Origin of the sequence: Halobacillus sp. B23F22_1 (assembly GCF_043497005.1) — a bacterium.
In the GTDB taxonomy this organism is placed as follows: Bacteria; Bacillota; Bacilli; order Bacillales; family Halobacillaceae; genus Halobacillus_A.
The window spans coordinates 751,126-773,835 of record NZ_JBIEKE010000003.1 but is presented as its reverse complement, the minus strand read 5'-3'; the positions used below and the strand labels follow the sequence as shown (position 1 = coordinate 773,835).

Below are 22,710 nucleotides of genomic sequence, written 5' to 3'. Positions count from 1 at the left end.
TAAAAAGGTGATTTGCCAACCCCCTGCATGTAAAAATACTACTAATGTAAACAATATCCCTAACCATCGATGAATTCTTTGGACATTTCGCCTCTTCATTCTATATAACATCAAGAAACCTGCAAATACTAGTAAAATTAATAACCCAAAACCTATCCAGCCTGTAATTAATTTCCCTTCTTTTTCGCTGGAGTGTATAAGAAAGTAGATGCCATGGGCCAGGGTGGTAATAAATGTTGTTACGCCAAATAAAATATGGTGGGTATGTACATATTGGAGAATACTCTTTTTTAGCTGCGAATGGTAGGGAAGTAATTGTTTCTTTTGAATGGACTTGATAATAAAAAATGTAAGAGTCACTAATCCAGTCCAAGTGGAAAATATTCCGAGCCAATTACTCTGTGTTACTAACTTAAATCCCTTCCAGGTCAACGTGTCTGAATATATCAAAAAAATCATGCTCCAGAATAATGAGAGAATGATAAGCAGGTAGTTAATTATAGTAGTCAACGAGTTATGTCTCATTTACTCTAACCCCTTTTCTATAAAGTTGATTAATTCTAAACACCAGTTGGAAAAGATCGTTATAGTTTTCCTCCACGCTTCAAGGAATCATGTTGATGATATCTACTTATCTCATAAGTTCCCCATAGCAGAAATAAAAAAGCAGGTGATTGATGAGTTTTGTAGCTTGTGATAAAAACGTTAGTTGAGATTCAAATATAGAGGGCGATAGCTGCAAAGTGACTATCGCTTATTGTGATAACGTAGCAGTATTTTATATGGAGTTTCAATAATTTGTGTAAAATTGAATTATCGTATTTATTATAAGTATGCTTCAATTTATATTATTAGATAGATGGCTCCCATATTTTTCGTCAACCGTTATAATAAAATTATAATCACAATAGATTGGATGTTTTACTATGCAAAAGAAAATACTACTTGTTGAAGATGACAAGGAAATAAGTGAACTTGTTACAAGTCATTTAGAACAGGAAAACTTCTTAGTGGTTACCGCTTTTGACGGAGAAGAGGCAATTCACCTCTTTGAAAATGAACCAATTGACCTTGTATTGCTTGATTTAATGCTTCCGAAGTTAAATGGCATGGAATTCTTAAAGAGAATTAGAGAGACAAGCTTTGTTCCGGTACTTATCATCTCAGCAAAAGAAAGTGATGTTGATAAAACATTAGGTCTAGGGCTTGGAGCGGATGATTATATTAGCAAACCTTTTTCCGTTATCGAATTGACGGCAAGGGTTCATGCTGCCATTCGAAGGGCTACGCAGTATCTTGCGGCAACTAGTCATGCCGATCCAAAGATTGTTCGGTTTAAGGGACTGACACTAGAATTGGATACTTTTTCTGCACAAATAAACTCGAAAAATATACAGCTTACATCGAAAGAGTTTCATATTTTAAAGCTTTTCATCACCAACCAAAGCCGAGTCTTTACAAAAGAGCAAATCTATCAGTTGATATGGGAAGAGGATTACTTTGGTAATGAAAATGTGATCAATGTACATATTCGAAGGCTCCGTGAAAAGATTGAAGAGGATCCGTCCAATCCATTTTATATACGAACGGTTTGGGGAATTGGCTACAAATTAGGGGAGTAACGTATGGACTTATTTCTAATAGTGATTATAATTGTTTTTCTGTTCATCATAAGTTGGCAATATTTATCAAAACGAAAAGTGGATCGTGAACTTCATCAAATAAGTGATCAGTTAGCTCGTATCATTGAGCAGGAAATGGCTAGTAAAGTGTTCATGCAAACTAATCAGCAGCCTGTACAGCAGCTGCTGATTCAAGTGAATCGTCTTTTAAGTCATAACCAAAAGGTGGTTGCCGATAACGTCAGAACGAAAGAAAGTTTGAAAAAAATGCTTTCCAACATGTCCCACGATTTAAAAACACCCCTAACCGTTATTCTGGGATATGTCGAGAAATTAAAACAGCATGACAAAATGTCATATGAAGAGCAGAGTGAAATCGTGGACCGCCTTAATGAAAAAACCTCTAGTGTGATCGTGTTAGTGAAGCAATTTTTTGAGCTTGTCAAACTGGATGCCGGTGATGATGAATTTCCGATAAGTCGATTATCAATCAATGAAATTTGCCGAAAAAATGTCTTGGAGTTTTATCAATTATTGCAATCAAAAAATCTTGATGTAGAGGTAGATATTCCGGAACAGGATTATTTTATTCTGGGTAATGAGCATGCGTTAAATCGTATCTTGAGCAATTTAATTTCAAATGCCATTCATTATGGAAGTGATGGAGGCGTGATTGGTTTAACCATACGAGAAGCGGGTGAGAATATCGCTATTGATATTTGGGATAAAGGTAAAGGGATTGCGGAATCACATCAAGATCGTGTATTCGAGAGGTTGTATACGCTGGATGATGCCAGAAACCCGGAATTTCAAGGAAGCGGCCTTGGCTTAAGTATAACCAAACGCTTAACTGAAGCAATGAAAGGTGAGATTAAGCTAAGTAGCAAACCGCATAGGAAAACAGTTTTCACGTGCATTTTTAAGAAAATAACGTATTAGGATTTTGAGGTGGTTCATCGGGAACAGCCTCTTTTTTATTTCAGCATAAACTTAAGAAATTTGAAAGGTTTAAGAAAGAAAAAAGTTGTATTAATTCAATATGATTAAGATAGTTGAGATAAAGAGGTTCAAAGCATTGTAAAAGTTCAAATAGTTTGGAGGGATTGATTTGATTATCTCATTTGTGCTCCAAGGTATTCTCTGTTTTTTATTTTTAATTGTCGGCATACAGAAAATAGTTGGTTATCAGCTGCAGGTGGACATTTTCAAGGATCTTAAGCTTCCCCAGTGGTTTCGGATCGTAACGGGTTGGGTGCAGTTAGTTGGCGTCGTGGGATTAATTATTGGCTTTTGGCTGCCATGGGTGGTGGTCATAACAGGAGTATGGTTTGCTATTACGATGCTGGGTGCGGTGTTCGCGCATATCAGAGTAAAAGATCCGTTCAGTGCATCCTTACCAGCCTTTATATTGTTGGTCATTTCCCTCACTTTGAGCGCCCTTCACTTTGCTGAATTACAGAGTATTCTTTCATAAAAGATCTTATTAATTATGATAGTTACAAAGGAGGTTGAATCGTGGAATATGTCGTTCAAACGAACAACTTAACGAAAAAAGTTAAAGGGAAAGAACTTGTTTCCGATATCAATATTCACATCAAAAAGGGAGAAGTATACGGATTTCTTGGGGAGAATGGTGCAGGTAAAACAACGATTATGAAAATGCTTACAGGTATAACATGCCCGTCACAAGGGGAAATTTTGTTATTTAATCAGAGGCTTACGGAAAAAACAAAATCCGAACTGGTCAGAGTCGGAAGCATTATCGAATATCCCGTCTTTTTTGACCATTTAACTGCAATCGAGAACTTGAAGTTACATTGCGATTATTTGGGGTTTTATGACGAACACGACATGAAACAAGCGTTACAATTGGTAAATTTAAAAGGGGTCGAAGACAAAATTGTGAAGGATTTTTCGCTTGGGATGAAGCAACGTCTCGGGATTGCGAGAGCGCTTATTACAAAGCCTGAACTGATTGTTTTAGATGAGCCGACAAATGGACTGGACCCAATCGGAATTAAAGATATGCGTCATTTAATTCGGATGCTGAATAGGGAATATGGGATAACGTTTCTTCTTTCTAGCCACATATTAGGAGAATTGGAGCAAATTGTTGACAGAGTTGGAGTCATTCATCAGGGGAAAATATTAAATGAGATTGCTCTGGCTGATATTCGCAAAGAACGTTCCGATTATATCGAGCTTGTGGTGACAGACGTAAAGCAAGCCGTATGTTTGTTGGAAAACGAGCTCCACATTTCGAATATGAAAATGATTCAAGATTGTAAGATTCGTATTTATGATATGAGCCATACCCAAAGCGACGTTGCAAAAACGCTTATTCTTCATAATATCGAAATTGAAGAAATACAGAGACATTCATACTCATTAGAAGACTATTTTTATCAACAAGTTAATGGGGGTGACTTCGATAATTAAATTAATGCGATTAGAGTGGAAAAAGCTAAAGCAGAAATCGGTGATAAGTGAAGCTATTATATATCCCCTCATAATAATGTTATTGCCCGTTTTTTTTATAGAAGTCGTCAGTGCTGATTTTGGCCAGAGCTACGCTGCAGTTATTGATTTGAACATGTCGATTCATATGGGATTTATCTTATTTGGAGCTTCCTTAATCAACCAGGTTTTTATTGACGAATATAAAAACAGAACAATCTCTCTATCCTTTAGGTATCCAATAAGCAGGCAAAAACTCTTTACGGCAAAAATACTATTTATTGCGGCGTTTGTGTTTCTTCTTACTATGGCGTCTTATTTATTAACTGGTACCGTGACTTATTTAATAGACCAAGTGCAACCACTTATAAATGGCGATCCGACTCGTACAGATTTTACTAAGTTTTTAAGTCAAATGATTCTTCATGCCTTAATGATCACTTTGATTAGTTTCATCCCGCTTTTTTATTTTGGGATTTGGAAACGAGCGACAGTCTCAACTGTGATATGCGCAATCGTTATAATGCAGTCGCCATTTCTCTCATCTATAATCAACCTTCCTTTTAATCTAGTCCTTGCAGCGCTGTGTGCGTTAGGAAGTCTCAGTATTTTTCTTTCCATTATTACAGTAGAAAAAATAGGGGAGAGCTGACCCTTGTATTTTACGGACACTAGAGAGTTGCTGAATTGGTATCAACTAATTTGTTTGTGTACGCTCGCTTTTTTTATTAAGTGAAAGGAATTTTGCTTCCCGCCCAAGAAAGTGTTAAGGAGACCAAAAAAATTTTAAATTATTGTCGATTCAGTAAAGGTTAGTTCGTCGTATATATAGAAGCGGAATTACCCGAATGGTTTTTACATGGGTTAACGAAGCTTCAAAGAATAAAGGAGGTAAACACTTATGAGATTTATGATCATTGTCAAGGCTACAACGGATTCAGAAGATAGGGTTATGCCGAGTGAGGAACTTTATAGTACCATGCAAAAGTATCATGAAGAATTGGCGAAAGCTGGTGTTTTGCTCGATAGGGCCGGGCTGCAGCCCAGCTCAAGCGGAATACGGATTTCCTATCCGGTACCTGGAGAGAAACCTAAAGTCATTGATGGTCCGTTTACGGAAGCTAAAGAATTAATTGCAGGATATACTCTAATTGAAGTCAAATCGAAAGAAGAAGCAATTGAATGGGCATATCGATTTCCGGATCCCCATGGGTTTGGACAAGGGGAGATTGAACTTAGGCCGTTATATGAAGCGGGAGATCTTACGATTAATTCAGAATTGCTGGAAAAAGATGCAGAACTCGATAAGCAGGTAGAGGAGCAGAAAAAAACGTGAGTTTAATCGATACACATCGAACCACTGATGCCATATGGAGAATGGAGTCGGCAAAGCTAATTGCCAGTTTAACTCGAATGCTGCGGGATGTAGGTGCTGCAGAGGATATTGCTCATGATGCTTTAGTGGTTGCTCTTGAACAATGGCCAGAGATCGGAATCCCTGACAACCCGGGTGCCTGGCTGATGACAACGGCGAAACGGTGTGCGATCGATTTTATGCGAAGGGCAAAGTTGCGTGATCAGAAGTATGGAGAGATCGCCCACGGTATGGATTTGTATAAAGAGGCAGATGTGTATTGTGCTTTGGACGGGGAGATCGGTGACGATCTCCTTCGTCTGATTTTTATGACCTGTCACCCAGTGTTATCCCAAAATGCCAGAGTCGCCCTAACGCTACGCCTATTATGCGGACTTACTACCGATGAAATTGCACGTTCTTTCCTTATTGCCGAATCGACGATTGCCCAGCGAATCGTCCGTGCCAAGAGAACCCTCAGATCCAAGAAAGTACCTTTTGATGTGCCAACAGGGGAAGCACTCAAAGACCGTTTGTCTCCCGTACTTGAAGTGATTTACCTAATGTTCAATGAAGGTTATTCAGCAACATCAGGTAATGACTGGATCCGCCCATTACTATGTCAGGAGGCATTGAGACTGGGACGTATACTAGCCGAGATCGTGCCTTATGAATCGGAAGTTCACGGCCTCGTTTCCCTTATGGAGATTCAAGCTTCCCGGCTTAAAGCTCGGGTTAATCCCGAAAGGAAACCGGTTCGTCTGTTGGATCAAAATCGGGCTCAGTGGGATCAATTGTTGATCCGCCGGGGCTTAGCGGCATTGGAGCGCAGCCAGAAGCTTGGAAGCACACTCGGCCCGTATGCGTTGCAGGCTGCGATTTCTGCTTGTCATGCGGAAGCCCCTACGGCAGCTGAGACTGATTGGATCCGTATCGCTGCCCTTTACGAAGCACTGGCCAGAGTAACACCATCGCCGATCGTCGAATTAAACCGGGCGGTTGCCATATCAATGGCATTTGGACCTTCTTATGGACTGCAGATTGTCGACGAGCTTTGTGCCGAACATTCCCTAAAGGGATATCATCTACTGCCTAGCGTTCGTGGCGATCTACTTGTCAAACTGGGGCGTTTTGATGAAGCCCGTACAGAATTTGAACGAGCGGCGTCGATGACCCGGAATAACCGTGAGAAGGAGCTACTATTGAACCGAGCAAATGAATGTAAGTCCTAGCATTCGGCATCCTGGTCAGTTATTTCAGGTGGTGACAGGGTCTACGAGATACGGACTTAAGGATTCCTCTTTTTCCGTTCGGGTGTTACAAATCATCATTTTTCACATTCGACTGTACATAACACTAGTAATCTACAAAGGGGTGATTTTGATGGGTAATATAATGCTTCGAAAAGTAATTGAAGATGATCTTCCGATTTTCTTCAAACATCAACAGGATCGGGATGCCAATCATATGGCGGCATTTACAAGTAAGGACCCGGGGGATTGGAACAGCTTCTTAACTCACTGGAATAAAATTTTGGAGGATAAAGAGATCATCAAGCAAACCATTATTGTTCAAAATAATGTTGCTGGAAATATTCTATGTTTTGAGCAGTTCGGTGTACCGGGGGTTAGCTACTGGATAGGAAAAGAATACTGGGGCAAAGGAATAGCTACCAATGCTTTAAGGGAATTTTTAAAACACGTTACCATTCGTCCACTTTATGCTCGTGTTACCAAGGACAATATAGGGTCACTCAAGGTACTGGAGAAATGTGGTTTTACAATCTCTGGTGAAGACAGTGGGTTTTCTAACGCTCGTGGTGAAGATGTAGAAGAATTTGTTCTTACACTTGAATAAAGGTTATTTACAGTGTGTCAGTAAGTTACTGTGAGACTTGGTGTTAAATACATGGTTTATTCTGTTATAGGGTGTAATTCAAGAAAATTGAATTACACCCTTTGTTCCATTTAAGGGAGAGATTGGCTAATACGGAGGTACGATTTTTTTTAACGTGAAAGGATAATGGAAAGCGAAGTATTTATTATCTTTGCTTTTAAAGTTAAGCCTCAAGACTTATATAAAAATTGAACTAGGGACTCAAGTTAAAACATAAGAAAAAATGATAAATTGAAATAGATTATTGTTTTATTTAGCGAAAGGTATCATCTCCCCTTATTTTTTGTAGCAGTAATATATATAGGAAATTAGAAAGAAGGTAAATGAAATGAAGAAAACGAATCATCAGTTAACAGATTCAACTACAACTAGAAAGCTACAAATTACAATTGTGATATGTTCCATTATTTTTACTATTGGTACAGCTATCCATAATTTTATAATTATTAATCCCTAGTTAATTGAAACTATGATGCAAATGGCAGGTGTAGCTAATCCAGCTGGTGAAGCACCAGATTTTACATTCGTTTTTAGAATTGTTGGAAGTATATATATTTTAGGTAATGCGTTAGGTATATTGGCTTTAAATAGCCGATCAAGGCTTTTATGGTGGGTTATATTAGTGGTAAACATTACTCAAGCTACTGGACCTATTATGATACCTTTATCGATGTGGACAGCAGTTAACGACGTTTATGGTGTACAAGGGATTTTACCAAGCGCAATTACGGATGGTGGAGCTCTTATCTTGTCTTTAGTTATGATTATATCTATGTTGAAATTTCGTACCGCTTGGGCACAGATACACTCTTAAACTAACGTGTTTCCAAACCACCTTGCATGAACGTTGGGTAGATCCACATGGATTCAAGTATTGGAAGGAAAAATGGTATATCCATAGCCTAATGCTAGTTACGCCGTAAAATTCGCAGTTTTCAAGTGAATCGTAGTCAATCCCTATCCAACACAGATACTATATCGAGACAAATATTTTTAAAAACGCATTATCCCAAATGGGTAAAGATCTATTTCTTTTATTCTGAATTCTAGGTGATGTTTTTAGTGACTGGATTATGACTGGATACTGTTCATAAAGTATTAAAACTTATTGTGGTTTATAAATTTACTTTGCGATGGAAACCTTGGTATAACAAGGTTCTGAGGGTCTTATTATTGTCCTATTAAATAGCCGAGTGAATGGGCGGCATGATGTGATAACGCCTTAAACCCTTTCAAAATAGGGTTTGAGAACAATTTGACTGGATTTTGACTGGTTTCTAACTAAACTAAAACCTCTCAAGAGTTTATAAACTTTTGGGAGGCTTTTCTTTTATTCTTAAATTTGTAAAGATACATATGGCAAAAATTTAAGTGACACGACAATTAATCTCAAAACTGAGTCTTCAAGTATACCAGCTAATAAGAGGTCAATAGGTAAGGGTAAAGAAGATGAAATAAACATGGTACAATATAAATGAACATACTAAATAAACTTCAAGATTAATGATTGAAGTATTTTCTATAATAGTATATTAATGGTTTATTCTAAATCACATATTCAAAAACGACGACCGGAGCTCCCCCTGTGACTTCTTCCACCTTTAACCAAAACCGATGTGTAAACCTAAGACATTATGCTCGAAAACAAAACTTTTTTGCAAGGTTCCTTCTTTTGTAAAAAGGCTTGTACTTGGCTTTTTCCCTTCGAAATATCCAGGCCAATAATTGGATCCATTCATTATCATATCTCTATTCATAGTCACACTGCTTCTTAATTAAGAGAAAAAGTTATGGATTAATTAGCAACGGCTGACAGAAGTAATAGCTTATAGAGTTATGGTTATTAGATTATCTTTATTAATAAAAGTATGAGTCTATTTTATTAGGTTGCCATCCTATTTGTTCTGTATTATCAAAAATAAATAATATTATAGATTAAAAAATTTACAGAACCACTTCATGTTTTGGTTCTCATCCTATATACTGGCAAGGAGAAAAGCCTTATCATGGAGAAATAAAACATAAATAAAGGTTTAGGAGGATTGATATGAGAAAGGTTATTGAGGGGAAATTGTATGATACTGAAAAAGCGAACCTTATTTATGAGTTTCAGAAATATGCCAATATAGATAGTACTTATGGTCATACTAAGACTTGGGTGACAGCGCAATTGTATCAGACAAATAAGGGGAACTGGTTTGAGTTGGTTGAAGGTAAAAATACATCCGATGTACTAAATAAATTAAATGAAGATAAAGTAAAAGAGATACTTGCCCACGACCCTGAAAAATACCAGGAGTTTTTCGAATTAGAAGATGCCTAGTTATGTTGTAAGTCAATAAACTTACAGAAAAATACGAGTGCTATAAGATTACTAGGTGAACTATAACAGCCGTAACTTTTGTTATAGATGTTGAATACGGACCTTAAATACATTGCTTGTATCCCTCGGTTTTGATGTTATTTTCCTTTACTAACTTAGGTGAATATATGGGCGGCATCTATCAGAGGTTAGTGCTATGATCGAAAAAGGATTCTATAATAGGGAAATAAATCCCTTATCTTAAGAGGACGAAAATTACTTAGGGTAGGCTTAAATGGTGAAAATCTTTTGTTGTTCAATTAGATCTTTGAGTATGTTGAATTTGCGAGGGTTTAAGCTATAAGGAGGGATTATTTGATAAAAATACTAGAAAAGATAATTATAGAATAACAAGAGTTGTCAGCATTTCAATACGATTGCTATAATGTATATGTATAGACACGCCTACTAAAAGGGGAGGGAAGTATTTTGAGAAAATATTTATTTATGCTCATGTCTATTACAATAATTATGTTCTTGGTACACTCAAATCCCTCCCAACAGCTAGAAAAAATAACATTGGATGATGTTGAGCCGGTTGTAACGAGTAAGATAACTGACTTTGATGCTTCATCAACTTCTCCTATGAATCCTTCTACTATTCCGAAATGGAAGCATGACTCTATTTTTTCTCCTATTTCGATCATGCCTTTTTACATAATAATACCTATCCCTTTTGATTTCAGTTTTAAAACAGGTTTTATTTCGAGTTCTGATGGTTTTATAGATGCAATGAAATATCAATCAAATTATTTAGTTTAGTCATATACTTTATCCCCCTAGGCATAAAGTTTTTTTGGTATGCCTTCATTTTAGTATTTGTAAAAAGATGAAGAAGGAGAATGTATGTGACTGAAAATTTAAAAAGTAAAATAGAGTTATATTTGGCATGCGTATTAATACTTGTGATATTTTTTGGAACGATATGGATTTCAGCCCAACTTATTGGAGTGAATTTGATTAGCTATTTTCCGGAATTTTCATGGAATATGGTTAATGTTAAAGAGATGAAACAGATATTTGGAGTTTAACAACTCATAAATAATGATTAATAACATAATTTTATATTTATGAAGTAACTAATAATCTTTAAGGCGGTTTGGTATGGACTTTAATGTAGAAACAATTATTTTATTATTATCAATAATGCTTCTCACAGGTGTATTAACAACGAAGTTCTCAATACGACTGGGGATGCCTTCTCTTATCTTATTCTTAGCGGCAGGGATGTTATTAAACCGTTATATTTACTTTGAAAATGCAGAACTTGCACAACTAATAGGTATATTTGCATTAATCATTATCCTGTTTGATGGAGGTACTCAAACGAAGTGGAAGGACATTAAGCCAATTGCAGGAGCAGCAAGCTCCTTGGCTACTATTGGTGTATTAATTACTACAGTTATAACAGGTATTGGTGCTGTATACATTTTTAATTTAAGCTGGTTAGAGGGAATGCTGCTAGGAGCAATTGTAGGATCTACAGATGCCGCAGCAGTTTTCTCAGTTCTAGGAAGTAAGAATATAAAGAAAAAGATAACCTCTACCTTAGAAGCAGAATCAGGATCAAACGATCCAATGGCGGTTTTTCTTACAATTATTTTCATTGACTTAATTCAAATTCCAGAAACTTCTGTTTGGGGCGCAATAGGGAGCTTTTTCTTAGAGATGGGGCTAGGTTTAATTGTAGGGATAGCATTAGGCTGGATTACTGTATTTGTTATTAACAAAATTGATCTGGATTCTTCAGGTCTTTATCCGGTGCTTGCTTTAGCATTTTCCACTTTCACCTATGCATTTACTGACCTTGTAGGTGGAAGTGGATTACTGGCCGTTTATGTAATGGCCGTATATGTGGGGAATAGTGATTTAATGTACCGCTTTTCGATACTTCGGTTTAATGAAGGATTTGGCTGGATGATGCAAATTCTAATGTTTATGATGCTCGGCCTATTGGCTTTCCCTGCTCAGTTAATAGACGTAGCATGGAAAGGGATATTAATATCCCTTATTTTAATGTTTATTGCGAGACCAATAGGTGTTTTTGTAAGTACACTTGGAATGAAATATAATCTTAAACAAATGCTATTCATTTCTTGGGCAGGGTTAAAAGGGGCAGTACCCATTGTATTAGCTACCTATCCATTAATTGAAGGCGTAGAAAATAGCGCATTAATATTTAATGTTGTCTTTTTTGTGGTGCTGTTATCAGCACTTGTGCAAGGGAGTTCTTTATCTTGGTTAGCAGCCAGGTTTAATTTAGCTGACGATATAAAGAGTCGCTCAATTGGTGACATAGAGTTAATAAACTTAGGAAAAACCGATTCCGAAATCATTGAAGTAAAAATAGGAGAAGATTCACCAATCACTGGTAAAGAATTAAGTGAAATTAGTTTCCCTAAAGATACCTTAATAGTGACTATTGCAAGAGGTGAAGAAGTAATCACACCTACAGGGAATTCAAGATTGAAAGCTCAAGATACCCTCTATGTATTAACTAAGAAGAAGGAAAGAAGTAAAGTGAAAAAACTTTTAAAGGATACACAAAAGACAGAAAGAGCATTCTAAAGAACTTAGGGCAAGGTATTGCTGCCCTAAGTTCTCTTTCTGTACTTTACCTACTAAAAACTTACTCACTAAGTACAGGCTTTTCTTAGCAAGTTACTTTTCCAGAAAGACTTGCACACAAGTTCTCCTAATCCTCATCTTATTGGTTCGTTTGGAAAAATTCACGTTTCTCTTACCTCCTAACTAATAACAAATAGTTGGAACACCGATTATTTAAGGATTCTTACGTCTTATCTTCTATTATTTATTAAATACAGTGAATGGGCGGCATGATGTGATAGCGCCTAAAACCCTTTTATCATAGGGTTTAAAAGCAATTTTACTGGATTTTGACTGGTATTTAAAATTATTTACTAAATCTAAAAAGCTTCTCAAGAGTTTATAAACTTTTGAGAGGCTTTTCTTTTATTATTAAATATGAGCCGGGGGATACAATTGTTTAAACTAGGATTAATATTGGAGATGTTTACAGAAGAAGAAAGAGAAGTCTACTTTAGTATGCGTTGTTCATTTTGGTTAAAAAAATATTTAGAGGAGCGCACGTATATTTATTTATTACTTAACATCAAATAAACCCATATCGGTTATTTTTGATCAGGAATGACCGGTAATGCCAAGAAAGGGCTAGAAAAGGATTGAATTTCTTCGAAGCCTCTATGTAATCAAGACCTTTCTATAATTTTATTAATTTACTGTATACCTTTTCTGCTGGTCCATCAGATAGTAAACCTGCAATAGGTAAGGCTAAGGAAGCTATTACTTTTTTATTTTCGACAATTACTAAACCTCCACCCATCTCTTTTATCGTATTTATTGCAAATAACATATCCTTCTCATTCGTACCACAATAACATTATTATGCTAATCATGAGCGCCTGATCTTCGCGAGCTTTTAGCTGACTTGTCTCTTCTGCTTTCAACCAGTTATAGTATCCAGCCCGACTGACGCCTGGAACTTCACGGAAATGTTCAAAATTTTAGTGATATGCGCTTAAATGTTCATAATAAAAGGGATGTTCTTTTTATGTTAGCTAAAATGTTGAAAATTATAGGAATTTTATAAACAGGAGGTAAATATTTTGGGTACTATTAGTATGGACTTACTGACAATGAAAGTCATCATTGGTTTTTTCACACTCTTTTTCATTGTCATCTTAACAGGAAAAACAGCCATTTATCAGCTAACACCATTTCACTTAGTTTTTGTGCTATTGCTTGGAGGGTTTTTAGAAAATACTATTTATGAAGACGATATAGGAATTTTGTCTTTTTTATATGCTGTCGGTTTGTGGACATTGCTGATGTTGGGTATAGAATTTCTTACTTTGAAAATAAAATCGACACGTTCTATATTGGTAGGGAAACCTGCCATAATCATTCGAGATGGTATCATTGACCGAAATATAGCGAAAAAAAACAAATTAGATATGAATCAAATATTAAGCTTACTTCGACAAAATAATGTTTTCTCCGTACGTGAAGTCAAGTACGGCACACTCGAACCTAATGGGCAAATAAGCACACTGCTAAAATCTAAATATCAACAACCAGACAAGCAAGATCTCAACCTGCCAGAAAGCTTTGTAGATCTACCGATCAGCTTAATTATTGACGGTGAAGTTTTATGGGACAATTTAAGTGAGTGTGGATTTGATGAAGAGTGGCTAAATAATGAACTAACAGCTAATGGGTATAATGATAAAACTAAGATTTTCTATGCAGATTGGAGAAAAAGTGAGGGTATTCATATAAGTCCTAAATAACAACTCTTCCTGCTTATTTTAAATCATTAAGATAAGCTTTTAACTAAATCAACGACAATTTACCAGTTCCTCCATGTATAAAACAGTCAAGGCACGCAAATGTTATAAAAAAAGAGAGGAGGAATCCAATTGCAGTGGATTCTTTGGTTATACCTTATAAATACAATAGTTATGTTAATTATAGCAGTCCGCGAAGTCCGCAGACCAGCTAAGGCTTTAAACTGGTTGGCGATTTATCTTATTTTACCAATTGTTGGATTCGTATTCTATATTAGTACAGTAAATCCCAAACGTATTCATAAAGAAAGGCTCTCATTTTCAAGTGATAACCTCTATGAGCTGCATTCCTTTAGTCCATCAGCTTCACGCATTGCTTATGCATTACAGAAATTAAGTGTAAATGGGCTGCATAGTGCTAAAATCCAAGTACTTATAAACGGGATTGAAACTTACAAACACATTTTCGAGTCTCTAAAAAATGCCCAAAAAACGATCGATCTTGAATATTACATTTACCGTGATGATCAAATTGGTAAGAGGATTACGGAATTATTAATCGAACGAGCAGAAGCTGGAGTGCAAGTTCGTTTTATAAGAGATGGCTGGGGAAGCAGGAAGTTTCCCCGCAACGAAATCAAGCGCATGATGAATGTTGGCATTGAATGCCGAACAATTTTTCCTTTGCGCTTTCCTTGGATAACGTCAAACTGGAATTATAGAGATCACTGCAAGATAATTACGATAGACAAAAAGGAAGCATTTACTGGTGGAATCAACATTGGATATGAGTATACGGGATTGAAGCCTGACGTAGGATTTTGGCGTGACACACATGTGCACATTTCAGGAGAAGCTTCAGCAGATTTACAGAGGATTTTTGACAGCCATTGGAACATCGCTGAAGTGGAAAAGAGCAAAATCAGGGATACACAAACAGGAGGTACAAAGAACAAAATTTCCTCCGGCAAATCATTAGAGTGGACAACAGAAATGAGCACAGAATTTCACATCAAGGAGATTGATACAGAATCGCCTACAAAAACTCAACAAGAAGTTTATGTGCATACCTTAGAAGGAAATCCGGGTATTCCAACTCCCGTTATCCGAGAAGCTTATTTCATTTGTATAACCCAAGCAGTCAAAACTATTGACATCACTACTCCTTATTTTATACCTGATGAGGATATTATTATGGCGATAAAAACGGCGGCGTTACGAGGTGTACGTGTTAGGTTATTAGTTCCACAACGTGTAGACCAAATAGTAGTAGGAACTGCAAGCCGTACCTACTATGGAGAACTATTAGAAGCAGGCGTAAATATTTTCTTATATGAAAAAGGAATGCTGCATGCGAAGCAAATGGTCATTGACGGAGAGATAGTTGAAATAGGGGCTGCCAACTATGATATGAGAAGTTTCCGTTTAAATTACGAGACATGTCAATTTTATTATAGTAAAGACGTGGCTAAGAAACTCACAGTGCAATTCGAACGTGATCTATCAGAGTCTAAAGAGTTAACTATAGAAGATGTGAAACAGCGTTCTTTTTCCAAGCGCTTAGTGGAACAAAGCGCCCGCCTTATGTCTCCGTTGTTATAGGATATAAATAAATGTAGTTGAACTATTTATATGCTTTTTTAATAAAACTAACTTCTTCTTTAGAGACGGTATAAAAGAGAGCGTAAGAACTTGGCGATCTTAAAATTCCATTCCCCGTGAGCCCATATATAATTATTTTAAAAAAGCAGAGATTGTCCTAGCAAAATGAACTTTATTTTATACTATTTATCGATGAAGATATAGGCTGTATTACTTCTAAGTACTTCTTTTAATTTGACTGGATTTTGACTGGATATTGTTCATAAATATTGATATGTTATTTAACCTCACTCTAATTTTAAAAGGTTTAATCACCGATAAGATAGGGTTTTCTGGGCTTTATATTTAAGTATTTCATTTATTCAGTGAATGGGCGGCATGATGTAGTAACGCCCAAAACCCCTTCACTATAGGGTTTGAGAATAATTTCACTGGATTTTGACCGGTTTTTAAAATCGTCCACAAAACCTAAAAGCCTCTCAAGAGTTTATAAACTTTTGAGAGGCTTTTCATTTATTCTTAAATATAAGTCGGGAGATACAATTGGTTAAACCAGGATAACAGTGCTATTAAATCTAAAAAGGAACTTAAATAATATAAGTTCCTTTTACAGTGGTTTATTGTTAGCAACATGGTACACAGCAAGCCGGAGTTCTTAAGGTTTTCCAAAAAGGTAGCTTTTTAAAGTTCCACTTCTTTCTGTTATAAGAAGGGATAGGGGTGGAATACATATTATCGTAACTATTCTTTATTTCTTCTAATCGCTTTTCTATAGCATAAAAGTTATCCATATCGTCTTCTCCTTAGTTGCAGCAAGACTGCTCAGCTTTATTTTTCTCAACATCTTCTTTTGTATAGAAAAATTCCCACTCATTGCCTTCTGGATCCGTTATCCAGAATTTATCTTGAAGGGCGTAGCAGCAGTTTGTATCCTTTTCTTCATGAGTGAAGAAGCCGAGTTGTTCGAGACGTTGCTTATGCCGGTCAATATCTTCTTGGTTCTCAACTTGAATTCCAAAGTGGCCCACCTGATTACCAGATACCTCTTTTGCTACATTGAGGGTGAAATTGAGTTGAAGTTCTTCAAGCAAGTATTTAGCATAATCATCTTTCTTTTTCACTGGTTTTTCACCAAAGACATTATTATAAAACTCAATTGACTTCTCTAGATCCACTACATTTAACCCTACATGTACATTCATCTTCATTCCTCCATTAATCAATTTTTTTTGATTTATTGAATAAAAAATTATTCCCGACGAAATAGGCAGCAAAGTTCCTCAGATAAAATATGGTTCATTTCTGAATGGTTTAATGTGTAATAGCTCCAAGTTCCTCTGGTTTCTTTTTCAATAAGCTGGGCGTCCATTAAGAGTTTCAGGTGGTATGATAACTTCGATTGTGGAAGATGCAATTTCTCAGATAAATCACAAACACAGACTTCCCCTTGTTGCGTAATTTCATATAGAATATGAAGCCGTTTTTGGTCAGCTAAGGCCTTGAACTTCTTTTCATAAAGGTTAAAAGTATTGTTTAAAGATATATCTGTAAATGAAATGGTTTTATCCACATCGTCCCCTCCTTTAATCAATTTATTTTGATATATAAAGTATATGTCAGTCAATTCAGAAAGTCAACAATTAAATCAAAAATAATTGATGAATAAAGACATTCAGCTTTACGTTATAGAGGGGGACTGTGGAAGGTTTGATTACGAAAAAGAGCTTTTTATCTATTTGGTCAGAGTTCCAGCGGAAAAACCAAAACAATTACCTTAAATACAGGAATCCTTTGATTTCTAATTTGGACAGTATTTCCGATCATTTAACTCAATCCAACTAATGGAAAAGCCGCCTTTTTCTTTACAGGAAAGGGAGGAGTGGTGAAAACTTCGACGGCATGCGCAACGGCTATCCAATTGGCCGATAGTGGAAGGAAAGTGCTGCTAGTAAGACCGAGCCAGCATCGAATCTGCATGCGTCGAACATTGATCCAGAACAGGCCGCGGCAGATTACCGAGAGAAAGTCGTCGGTTCTTACCGTAATCAATTACCAGAATGGGCCTCTCTCGTATGCTGTGTAAGTTGTTCGAGCTAAGCCGATTCAATTTGGATTTTTTTCTTTTTTATTTGTCGGCATCTTTTCAGCCAATCTAAAAAATTCAAGTTAATACCGCCATGCTTTTCACTAAATTATAGTGGGATGTGATAGTGTCCAAAGCCCTTTTATCATAGGATTTAAGAGAACGATTTAACTGGTTTTTAAAATCGTTGACTAAAACTATAAGCCTCTCAAGAGTTCATAAACTTTTTAGAGGCATTACTTATGCCTCTAAAAATAAGACTCTACAATATTTGTTGGGGTCTTAGAAAAGTATTATTAAATATGACTTGGGGGAATACATTTGTTTACACCATGATTAATAATTTGGAGGTGTTTATAGAAGAAAGAAAAAGTCTACTTTAACATATGTTGTTCTCTTTGGTTGTAGAACTATTTATAGGATCGCAGGGATTACGGTGTAGTTAATAATGGCATTGGTAGCGATCAAATTTCTGATTGAGGAAAGTGGAGAAGGAAAATCCATCAAAGAGAAGATGTGCATATGCTATAATAGGACAAAAAAGAGGGAGGGATATTATGGGAGTTCCTGCAGGATTAAGGGAACAAATTTTAGAACAACTCAAGTCAATTTTGAATGAACAACTTGGTGAAAAAGCGCGTGTTTATTTATTTGGTTCCTGGGCCAGACAGGAAGAAAAACATAGTTCGGATATCGACATTGCTATCGAAACCGACTCCCCGATCTCTCCTTTTAAATGGAATAAATTAATCGAGCAAATCGAAGAGTCTACCATTCCTTACAGGGTAGATGTAGTGGATTTACGTGATGCCAATGAAGCTCTAGTCCAACAAGTAAAAGAGGAGGGGATTTTATGGAAAGATTACGCCAACGATTAGAAGCAGCGATAAAAGCGTTGGCTGCCTTTGAAAAGCTAGCTAACCTTAAAAAACCGAACGATGTGGAACGAGATGCAGCGATTCAACGTTTTGAATTCTCTTTCGAAAGGCTAGTTGGCAAGCGGCGAAGCAATATTTGTATGATGTAGAAGGGGTGGATGCCGGCTCTCCAAAGGGCGTCATTCGTAGCTGCAGGGAGATCCACTTGTTGAAGGATGAAGACGCCGTACTGGCTTTGGAGATGGTAAATGATCGTAATTTGACCGTCCATACCTATAATGAAGAAGTGGCCATTAAAATCTACAAAAATTTGCCCTTGTATAATAACCTTCTCGATAATAAACAGATCATGGAAAGATTAGGCATTAAAAAATGTGTCTCAAATCAAAATCTGGATGAAGTGGTTTAGAGAAGGTGAAGAATATCGCCTGGCTCAACCTGTAGGAAAACAGTACTCCTAATGGTCATGTGTCCTTCTAAGTTTAATCGGATGACTTCCTGTTTCACTTTTTCTGGATACCTGGTTTTCTTTCCCATAAATAAAAACACCTCCAATTGTAAAAACAATTATTTACAACTTTGGGGGTGTTTTATTCAGTCTCATTTTACTAGGTCACTCTAATTTTCATGCGGGCATGCTTTTAAGGCATATCCTCCTGAATCAGAAGATCAATATCAGGTAATTCCTCATATTTCTGCAGTGAAATTCTTATTAATTTCTTGGTGTCATATTGAATTTGGCACATGATAAGTACCTCAAAAAGGATCAACATTGCGGAATCTAAGACGAAATAGGGTCGTAGGTGAGTGCAGTTAATAATGAAGTTACAACATAAGCCTTTTAGGTTCTTCGCTAACAACTAACTACTTTAACTTTATGAGAAGAGAGATCTCTTAGCATATCCTCAGGTATCCCTGTGTCAGTAATGATTGTGTCAACTTCCTCAGCTGTTGCAAAACTGGATATAGAACTTTTCCCTATTTTTGTATAGTCGAGTAATGCAATTACTCTGTCTGCTTTTTTTACCATTTTCTTCTTTAGTTCAACCTCATATACATTAAAGTCTGTAAGGCCATCCTCAATAGTGAAACCGCTAGCGGATGTAAACATGATATCAATATTAATTTTATCTAAAACATCTGTTCCAAGTGGGCCTTCTAATGCCATAGATCCCATTCTTGCAATACCACCCATTAATATAACGTTTAAGTTAGGATTCTCTTTTAACTCTAGTGCAGTCGATAATCCATTAGTCACAACTGTCAGCCTCATATCAGTAGCTTTTAATTGATGAGCCAATTCAAGAGCTGTTGTACTTGCATCAAGTAAGATACTGGATTTATAAGTTATAAGTTTTAATGCTTCATTTGTAATAGATTTTTTCGATTCAATATTACGCATCGCTCTGTCCGAAAAATTATTGGTCGGAGGAATGCTTTCGTTTAGTACTGCTCCCCCATGGGTCCTTGTTAACAACCTATCCTTTTCCATTATATTCAAGTCTGAACGTAAGGTAGCTTCAGATACCTTTAAAGATTGAGCTAACTCTTTCACCGTTAGCCGTTTCTCCTTCTGTAACTGGGTTAATATTAAATTCCTTCTTTCCTCAGCGAAAATTTTCCCCATGTACTTACCTCCATTTTACTTCTGTATTATTTACCATATAAAAACCTATTTATTGAAAAATTAAATAATATGTGAAAACTATCAGGCAAATTCGCTGAACTCATCATAACATGAAAGAAAACGAAAATAAATATACCTCCACTATTATAAAGCATGTCTTATGTTAAATATTTAATTGTATCCAATAAGCAGGAATAGGTATATCTGATAAGTGATGTTTATTTTCGAAACGAAAAATAACGATAATAAATGATTGAAATAAACGAAAACATATAATAACATAAGAGTACGCTATATTATTGTATTAAAAATTTGAAAGGGGAATAAATAATGAAAATTGCAGTAGGAAGCGATCATAACGCTTTTGATTTGAAAGAAACCATCAAGGAGTATTTGGTAGATAGTGAACACGAGGTGATAGATTATGGCTGCTATTCTTCAGAGTCAGTTGACTATCCGGATGTAGCTTTTGAAGTAGCTCAAGCTGTATATGAAGGAAAAGCAGATCGAGCAATCTTAACGTGTGGAACAGGTATTGGGGTATGTATAACGGCAAATAAATTCCCTGGAATTCGTGCAGCACTTGCTCATGATATCTATTCAGCCGAACGGGCTCAACTTAGTAACAATGCACAAATTCTTACTATGGGATCACAAATTATTGGCACAGAAGTAGCGAAAAAAGTTGTGAACGCGTATTTGAACGTCACCTGGGCCGAGGGATCAAAACGTAAAGTAGATAAAATAGTTGAAAAAGAGAAAGAATTCGTAAATCCAGATTACAAAGACCGCTTTTAAAGCTCACAAGGCATTGAAATACTTTTCTATAAAGTTAAAAAGGAGTGCACTAGATGCATAATCTGATGTTAGATTTTCTGAACGTAACAGAAAAAGCTGCCATTGCGTCTATGCGTTGGATAGGCAGGGGCGACAAAATCTCTGCAGATGAAGCTGCCACTGACGCCATGCGTGCGAAATTAAACACCATGGATATGGATGCGACTGTGGTTATTGGAGAAGGAGAAATTGATGAAGCACCCATGCTCTATATTGGCGAAAGAGTTGGTGGTGGAGGTGCTCCTCAATTAGATATCGCTGTTGATCCTATTGAAGGCACAACTCCTACTGTTAATGGGGAAGAGGGGGCGATAGCTGTGATCGCAGCAGCCCCTAAGGGTACATTATTACATGCTCCGGATATGTATATGAAAAAAATGTCAGTGGGACCAAAGGCTAAAGGGAAAATTAATTTAGATGCTCCAATAGAAGAAAATTTAAAAGCCGTTGCTAAAGCCAATGATAAGCACATTTCAGAACTGAATGTGCTTATCCAAAATCGCGTAAGACATCAAGAATGCATAGACAGAATTCGCCGCAGCGGGGCAAGGGTTCATGTATTTCAGGAAGGGGATGTGATTTATAACGCATCTACCTGTATGCAAAACCTGGATGTAGATCTCTTCCTCGGAATTGGCGGTGCACCTGAAGGGGTTTTAGGAGCCGTAGCTGTGCGCTGCCTTGGCGGGGAAGTGCAAGCAAAGCTAATGCCTCAAAACGATAATGAGATATTAAGGTGTAAAGAAATGGGGATTAAGAATCCGGAATCTATATTACAGCATGACCAATTGGTTAATTCTGACGATTGTATTTTTTCAGCGACCGGGATTACGAATAACTTAATGATCGAAGGTATCAAAATAGAAAATTCTAATTATCATACCCATTCCGTTCTTATGAATGGGAGCGAAAAAAGTCTAAGCTACGTAAAAAGCGAGTATCCGGTAGTAAACCTTATCAATCAATAAAAGGAGGATCTATTTTGGATTTTTATTTAGATACAGCTGATCTTGAAGAAATTAAGCGACTTAACAAACTCGGAATTGTAGACGGTGTCACGACAAATCCATCGATTATCGCAAAAACTAACAGAGATTTTAAAGAGACGATTATAGAGATTTGTAGTATTGTAAATGGTCCTGTCAGTGCGGAAGTCACCGGACAAACGGTAGAAGATATGCTTAAAGAAGCGAGGGATATCGCAGAATGGGCACCCAACGTTGTAGTGAAAATCCCAATGACGGAAGAAGGTTTGGAAGTCGTAAATATTCTATCCGGAGAAGGAATTAAAACAAATGTCACACTCGTTTTTTCAGTAGCCCAGGGGCTCATGGCTGCCAAAGCTGGGGCCACCTATGTAAGCCCTTTCGTGGGGAGAGTGGACGATATTGGGGAAGATGGGATTGAGCTTATACAGAACCTTAGAACTGTTCTGAAAAATTATAACTTTGATACAAAAATTATCACGGCAAGTGTCAGATCCATTGGACATTTAGAAATGGCTGCGAAAGCCGGGGCGGATATTGCCACCATACCTGGTTCCCTCCTGCCTAAACTATGGAAGCATCCGTTGACGGATATCGGTATAGAGAAATTCTTGTCCGATTGGGAAAAAGTAGCTAAATAACCTAATAAACAGAGTACATTCTTTTGAATGATAATGA

The 22,710-nt window shown here is 36.7% G+C and carries 25 protein-coding genes and 1 pseudogene; 21 read left to right on the top strand and 5 right to left on the bottom strand.

The annotated features are described in order from the left end of the window. Positions 1 to 926: 926 nt before the first annotated feature. From ACGTNH_RS18655 to ACGTNH_RS18600, 12 genes are all read left to right on the top strand, one after another. A complete protein-coding gene (locus tag ACGTNH_RS18655) occupies positions 927 to 1,622 on the top strand; it encodes a response regulator transcription factor (protein WP_281975064.1) in 696 nt (231 codons plus the stop codon). Positions 1,623 to 1,625: 3 nt separating this feature from the next. Beyond that, positions 1,626 to 2,561, top strand: a complete 936-nt coding sequence (locus ACGTNH_RS18650; protein WP_281975063.1) for a sensor histidine kinase — start codon at positions 1,626 to 1,628, stop codon at positions 2,559 to 2,561. A 169-nt stretch (positions 2,562 to 2,730) separates the two neighbouring features. After that, positions 2,731 to 3,096 carry a DoxX family protein gene (locus ACGTNH_RS18645; RefSeq protein WP_281975062.1) on the top strand — a complete coding sequence of 122 codons (366 nt, stop codon included), beginning with the start codon at positions 2,731 to 2,733 and terminating at the stop codon, positions 3,094 to 3,096. Positions 3,097 to 3,137: 41 nt separating this feature from the next. Continuing rightward, complete coding sequence (locus ACGTNH_RS18640) at positions 3,138 to 4,061, top strand: ABC transporter ATP-binding protein (protein WP_281975060.1); 924 nt, start codon at positions 3,138 to 3,140, stop codon at positions 4,059 to 4,061. Beyond that, on the top strand, positions 4,039 to 4,731 hold the full coding sequence (locus ACGTNH_RS18635) for an ABC transporter permease (protein WP_281975059.1): 693 nt from the start codon (positions 4,039 to 4,041) through the stop codon (positions 4,729 to 4,731). The genes ACGTNH_RS18640 and ACGTNH_RS18635 overlap by 23 nt, the downstream gene beginning before the upstream one ends. A 249-nt stretch (positions 4,732 to 4,980) precedes the next feature. Continuing rightward, on the top strand, positions 4,981 to 5,415 hold the full coding sequence (locus tag ACGTNH_RS18630; protein ID WP_281975058.1) for a YciI family protein: 435 nt from the start codon (positions 4,981 to 4,983) through the stop codon (positions 5,413 to 5,415). After that, on the top strand, positions 5,412 to 6,665 hold the full coding sequence (locus ACGTNH_RS18625) for an RNA polymerase sigma factor (RefSeq protein WP_281975057.1): 1,254 nt from the start codon (positions 5,412 to 5,414) through the stop codon (positions 6,663 to 6,665). Before ACGTNH_RS18630 ends, ACGTNH_RS18625 begins: the two co-directional genes overlap by 4 nt. Before the next feature lie 151 nt (positions 6,666 to 6,816). Then, positions 6,817 to 7,290: a GNAT family N-acetyltransferase gene (locus tag ACGTNH_RS18620; RefSeq protein ID WP_281975056.1), complete on the top strand. Its 474-nt coding sequence runs from the start codon at positions 6,817 to 6,819 to the stop codon at positions 7,288 to 7,290. Positions 7,291 to 7,798: 508 nt separating this feature from the next. Next, a complete protein-coding gene (locus tag ACGTNH_RS18615; protein ID WP_281975055.1) occupies positions 7,799 to 8,143 on the top strand; it encodes a hypothetical protein in 345 nt (114 codons plus the stop codon). Between the two features lie 1,233 nt (positions 8,144 to 9,376). Beyond that, a complete protein-coding gene (locus ACGTNH_RS18610) occupies positions 9,377 to 9,652 on the top strand; it encodes a hypothetical protein (RefSeq protein ID WP_394588436.1) in 276 nt (91 codons plus the stop codon). A 468-nt stretch (positions 9,653 to 10,120) separates the two neighbouring features. Beyond that, entirely contained in the window at positions 10,121 to 10,453 is a 333-nt protein-coding gene (locus ACGTNH_RS18605; protein ID WP_394588435.1) for a hypothetical protein, read from the top strand. Between the two features lie 342 nt (positions 10,454 to 10,795). Continuing rightward, positions 10,796 to 12,259 carry a potassium/proton antiporter gene (locus ACGTNH_RS18600; RefSeq protein WP_394588434.1) on the top strand — a complete coding sequence of 488 codons (1,464 nt, stop codon included), beginning with the start codon at positions 10,796 to 10,798 and terminating at the stop codon, positions 12,257 to 12,259. Positions 12,260 to 12,932: 673 nt separating this feature from the next. On the opposite strand, the gene ACGTNH_RS18595 is transcribed toward ACGTNH_RS18600, so the two are convergent. Then, on the bottom strand, positions 12,933 to 13,085 hold the full coding sequence (locus tag ACGTNH_RS18595) for an adenine deaminase C-terminal domain-containing protein (RefSeq protein ID WP_394588432.1): 153 nt from the start codon (positions 13,083 to 13,085) through the stop codon (positions 12,933 to 12,935). A 253-nt stretch (positions 13,086 to 13,338) separates the two neighbouring features. Between ACGTNH_RS18595 and ACGTNH_RS18590 the strand changes: the two genes are divergently transcribed. Both ACGTNH_RS18590 and ACGTNH_RS18585 read left to right on the top strand, forming a co-directional pair. Further along, positions 13,339 to 14,022 carry a DUF421 domain-containing protein gene (locus tag ACGTNH_RS18590; protein WP_394588431.1) on the top strand — a complete coding sequence of 228 codons (684 nt, stop codon included), beginning with the start codon at positions 13,339 to 13,341 and terminating at the stop codon, positions 14,020 to 14,022. Positions 14,023 to 14,151: 129 nt separating this feature from the next. After that, positions 14,152 to 15,621 carry a phospholipase D-like domain-containing protein gene (locus ACGTNH_RS18585; protein WP_394588430.1) on the top strand — a complete coding sequence of 490 codons (1,470 nt, stop codon included), beginning with the start codon at positions 14,152 to 14,154 and terminating at the stop codon, positions 15,619 to 15,621. 803 nt (positions 15,622 to 16,424) lie between these two features. On the opposite strand, the gene ACGTNH_RS18580 is transcribed toward ACGTNH_RS18585, so the two are convergent. Continuing rightward, positions 16,425 to 16,823 carry an ArsI/CadI family heavy metal resistance metalloenzyme gene (locus ACGTNH_RS18580; RefSeq protein WP_394588429.1) on the bottom strand — a complete coding sequence of 133 codons (399 nt, stop codon included), beginning with the start codon at positions 16,821 to 16,823 and terminating at the stop codon, positions 16,425 to 16,427. A 47-nt stretch (positions 16,824 to 16,870) separates the two neighbouring features. Beyond that, on the bottom strand, positions 16,871 to 17,191 hold the full coding sequence (locus tag ACGTNH_RS18575; RefSeq protein ID WP_394588428.1) for an ArsR/SmtB family transcription factor: 321 nt from the start codon (positions 17,189 to 17,191) through the stop codon (positions 16,871 to 16,873). Positions 17,192 to 17,462: 271 nt separating this feature from the next. Between ACGTNH_RS18575 and ACGTNH_RS21150 the strand changes: the two are divergent. From ACGTNH_RS21150 to ACGTNH_RS18555, 4 genes and pseudogenes are all read left to right on the top strand, one after another. Next, positions 17,463 to 17,679, top strand: a pseudogene (locus ACGTNH_RS21150) (ArsA-related P-loop ATPase); the annotation flags it as partial. A 582-nt stretch (positions 17,680 to 18,261) separates the two neighbouring features. Then, positions 18,262 to 18,582 carry a type VII toxin-antitoxin system MntA family adenylyltransferase antitoxin gene (gene mntA / locus ACGTNH_RS18565; protein ID WP_394588427.1) on the top strand — a complete coding sequence of 107 codons (321 nt, stop codon included), beginning with the start codon at positions 18,262 to 18,264 and terminating at the stop codon, positions 18,580 to 18,582. Continuing rightward, positions 18,558 to 18,731 (top strand): hypothetical protein, encoded by a 174-nt coding sequence (locus tag ACGTNH_RS18560; RefSeq protein WP_394588425.1) that lies wholly within the window; start codon positions 18,558 to 18,560, stop codon positions 18,729 to 18,731. The genes mntA and ACGTNH_RS18560 overlap by 25 nt, the downstream gene beginning before the upstream one ends. Continuing rightward, complete coding sequence (locus ACGTNH_RS18555) at positions 18,719 to 18,991, top strand: nucleotidyltransferase substrate binding protein (RefSeq protein WP_394588424.1); 273 nt, start codon at positions 18,719 to 18,721, stop codon at positions 18,989 to 18,991. The genes ACGTNH_RS18560 and ACGTNH_RS18555 overlap by 13 nt, the downstream gene beginning before the upstream one ends. Here ACGTNH_RS18555 and ACGTNH_RS18550 read toward each other — a convergent pair. Continuing rightward, positions 18,988 to 19,119: a hypothetical protein gene (locus ACGTNH_RS18550; protein WP_394588422.1), complete on the bottom strand. Its 132-nt coding sequence runs from the start codon at positions 19,117 to 19,119 to the stop codon at positions 18,988 to 18,990. The genes ACGTNH_RS18555 and ACGTNH_RS18550 overlap by 4 nt on opposite strands. Positions 19,120 to 19,435: 316 nt before the next feature. Beyond that, positions 19,436 to 20,209 carry a DeoR/GlpR family DNA-binding transcription regulator gene (locus ACGTNH_RS18545; RefSeq protein WP_394588421.1) on the bottom strand — a complete coding sequence of 258 codons (774 nt, stop codon included), beginning with the start codon at positions 20,207 to 20,209 and terminating at the stop codon, positions 19,436 to 19,438. A gap of 330 nt (positions 20,210 to 20,539) precedes the next feature. Between ACGTNH_RS18545 and rpiB the strand changes: the two genes are divergently transcribed. The 3 genes from rpiB to fsa are packed head-to-tail and all read left to right on the top strand — an operon-like array spanning position 20,540 to position 22,673. Beyond that, positions 20,540 to 21,007 (top strand): ribose 5-phosphate isomerase B, encoded by a 468-nt coding sequence (gene rpiB / locus ACGTNH_RS18540; protein WP_394588420.1) that lies wholly within the window; start codon positions 20,540 to 20,542, stop codon positions 21,005 to 21,007. A gap of 53 nt (positions 21,008 to 21,060) precedes the next feature. Next, a complete protein-coding gene (gene glpX / locus ACGTNH_RS18535) occupies positions 21,061 to 22,014 on the top strand; it encodes a class II fructose-bisphosphatase (RefSeq protein ID WP_394588418.1) in 954 nt (317 codons plus the stop codon). Between the two features lie 14 nt (positions 22,015 to 22,028). Then, positions 22,029 to 22,673 (top strand): fructose-6-phosphate aldolase, encoded by a 645-nt coding sequence (gene fsa, locus ACGTNH_RS18530; protein WP_394588417.1) that lies wholly within the window; start codon positions 22,029 to 22,031, stop codon positions 22,671 to 22,673. Positions 22,674 to 22,710 lie beyond the last annotated feature (37 nt).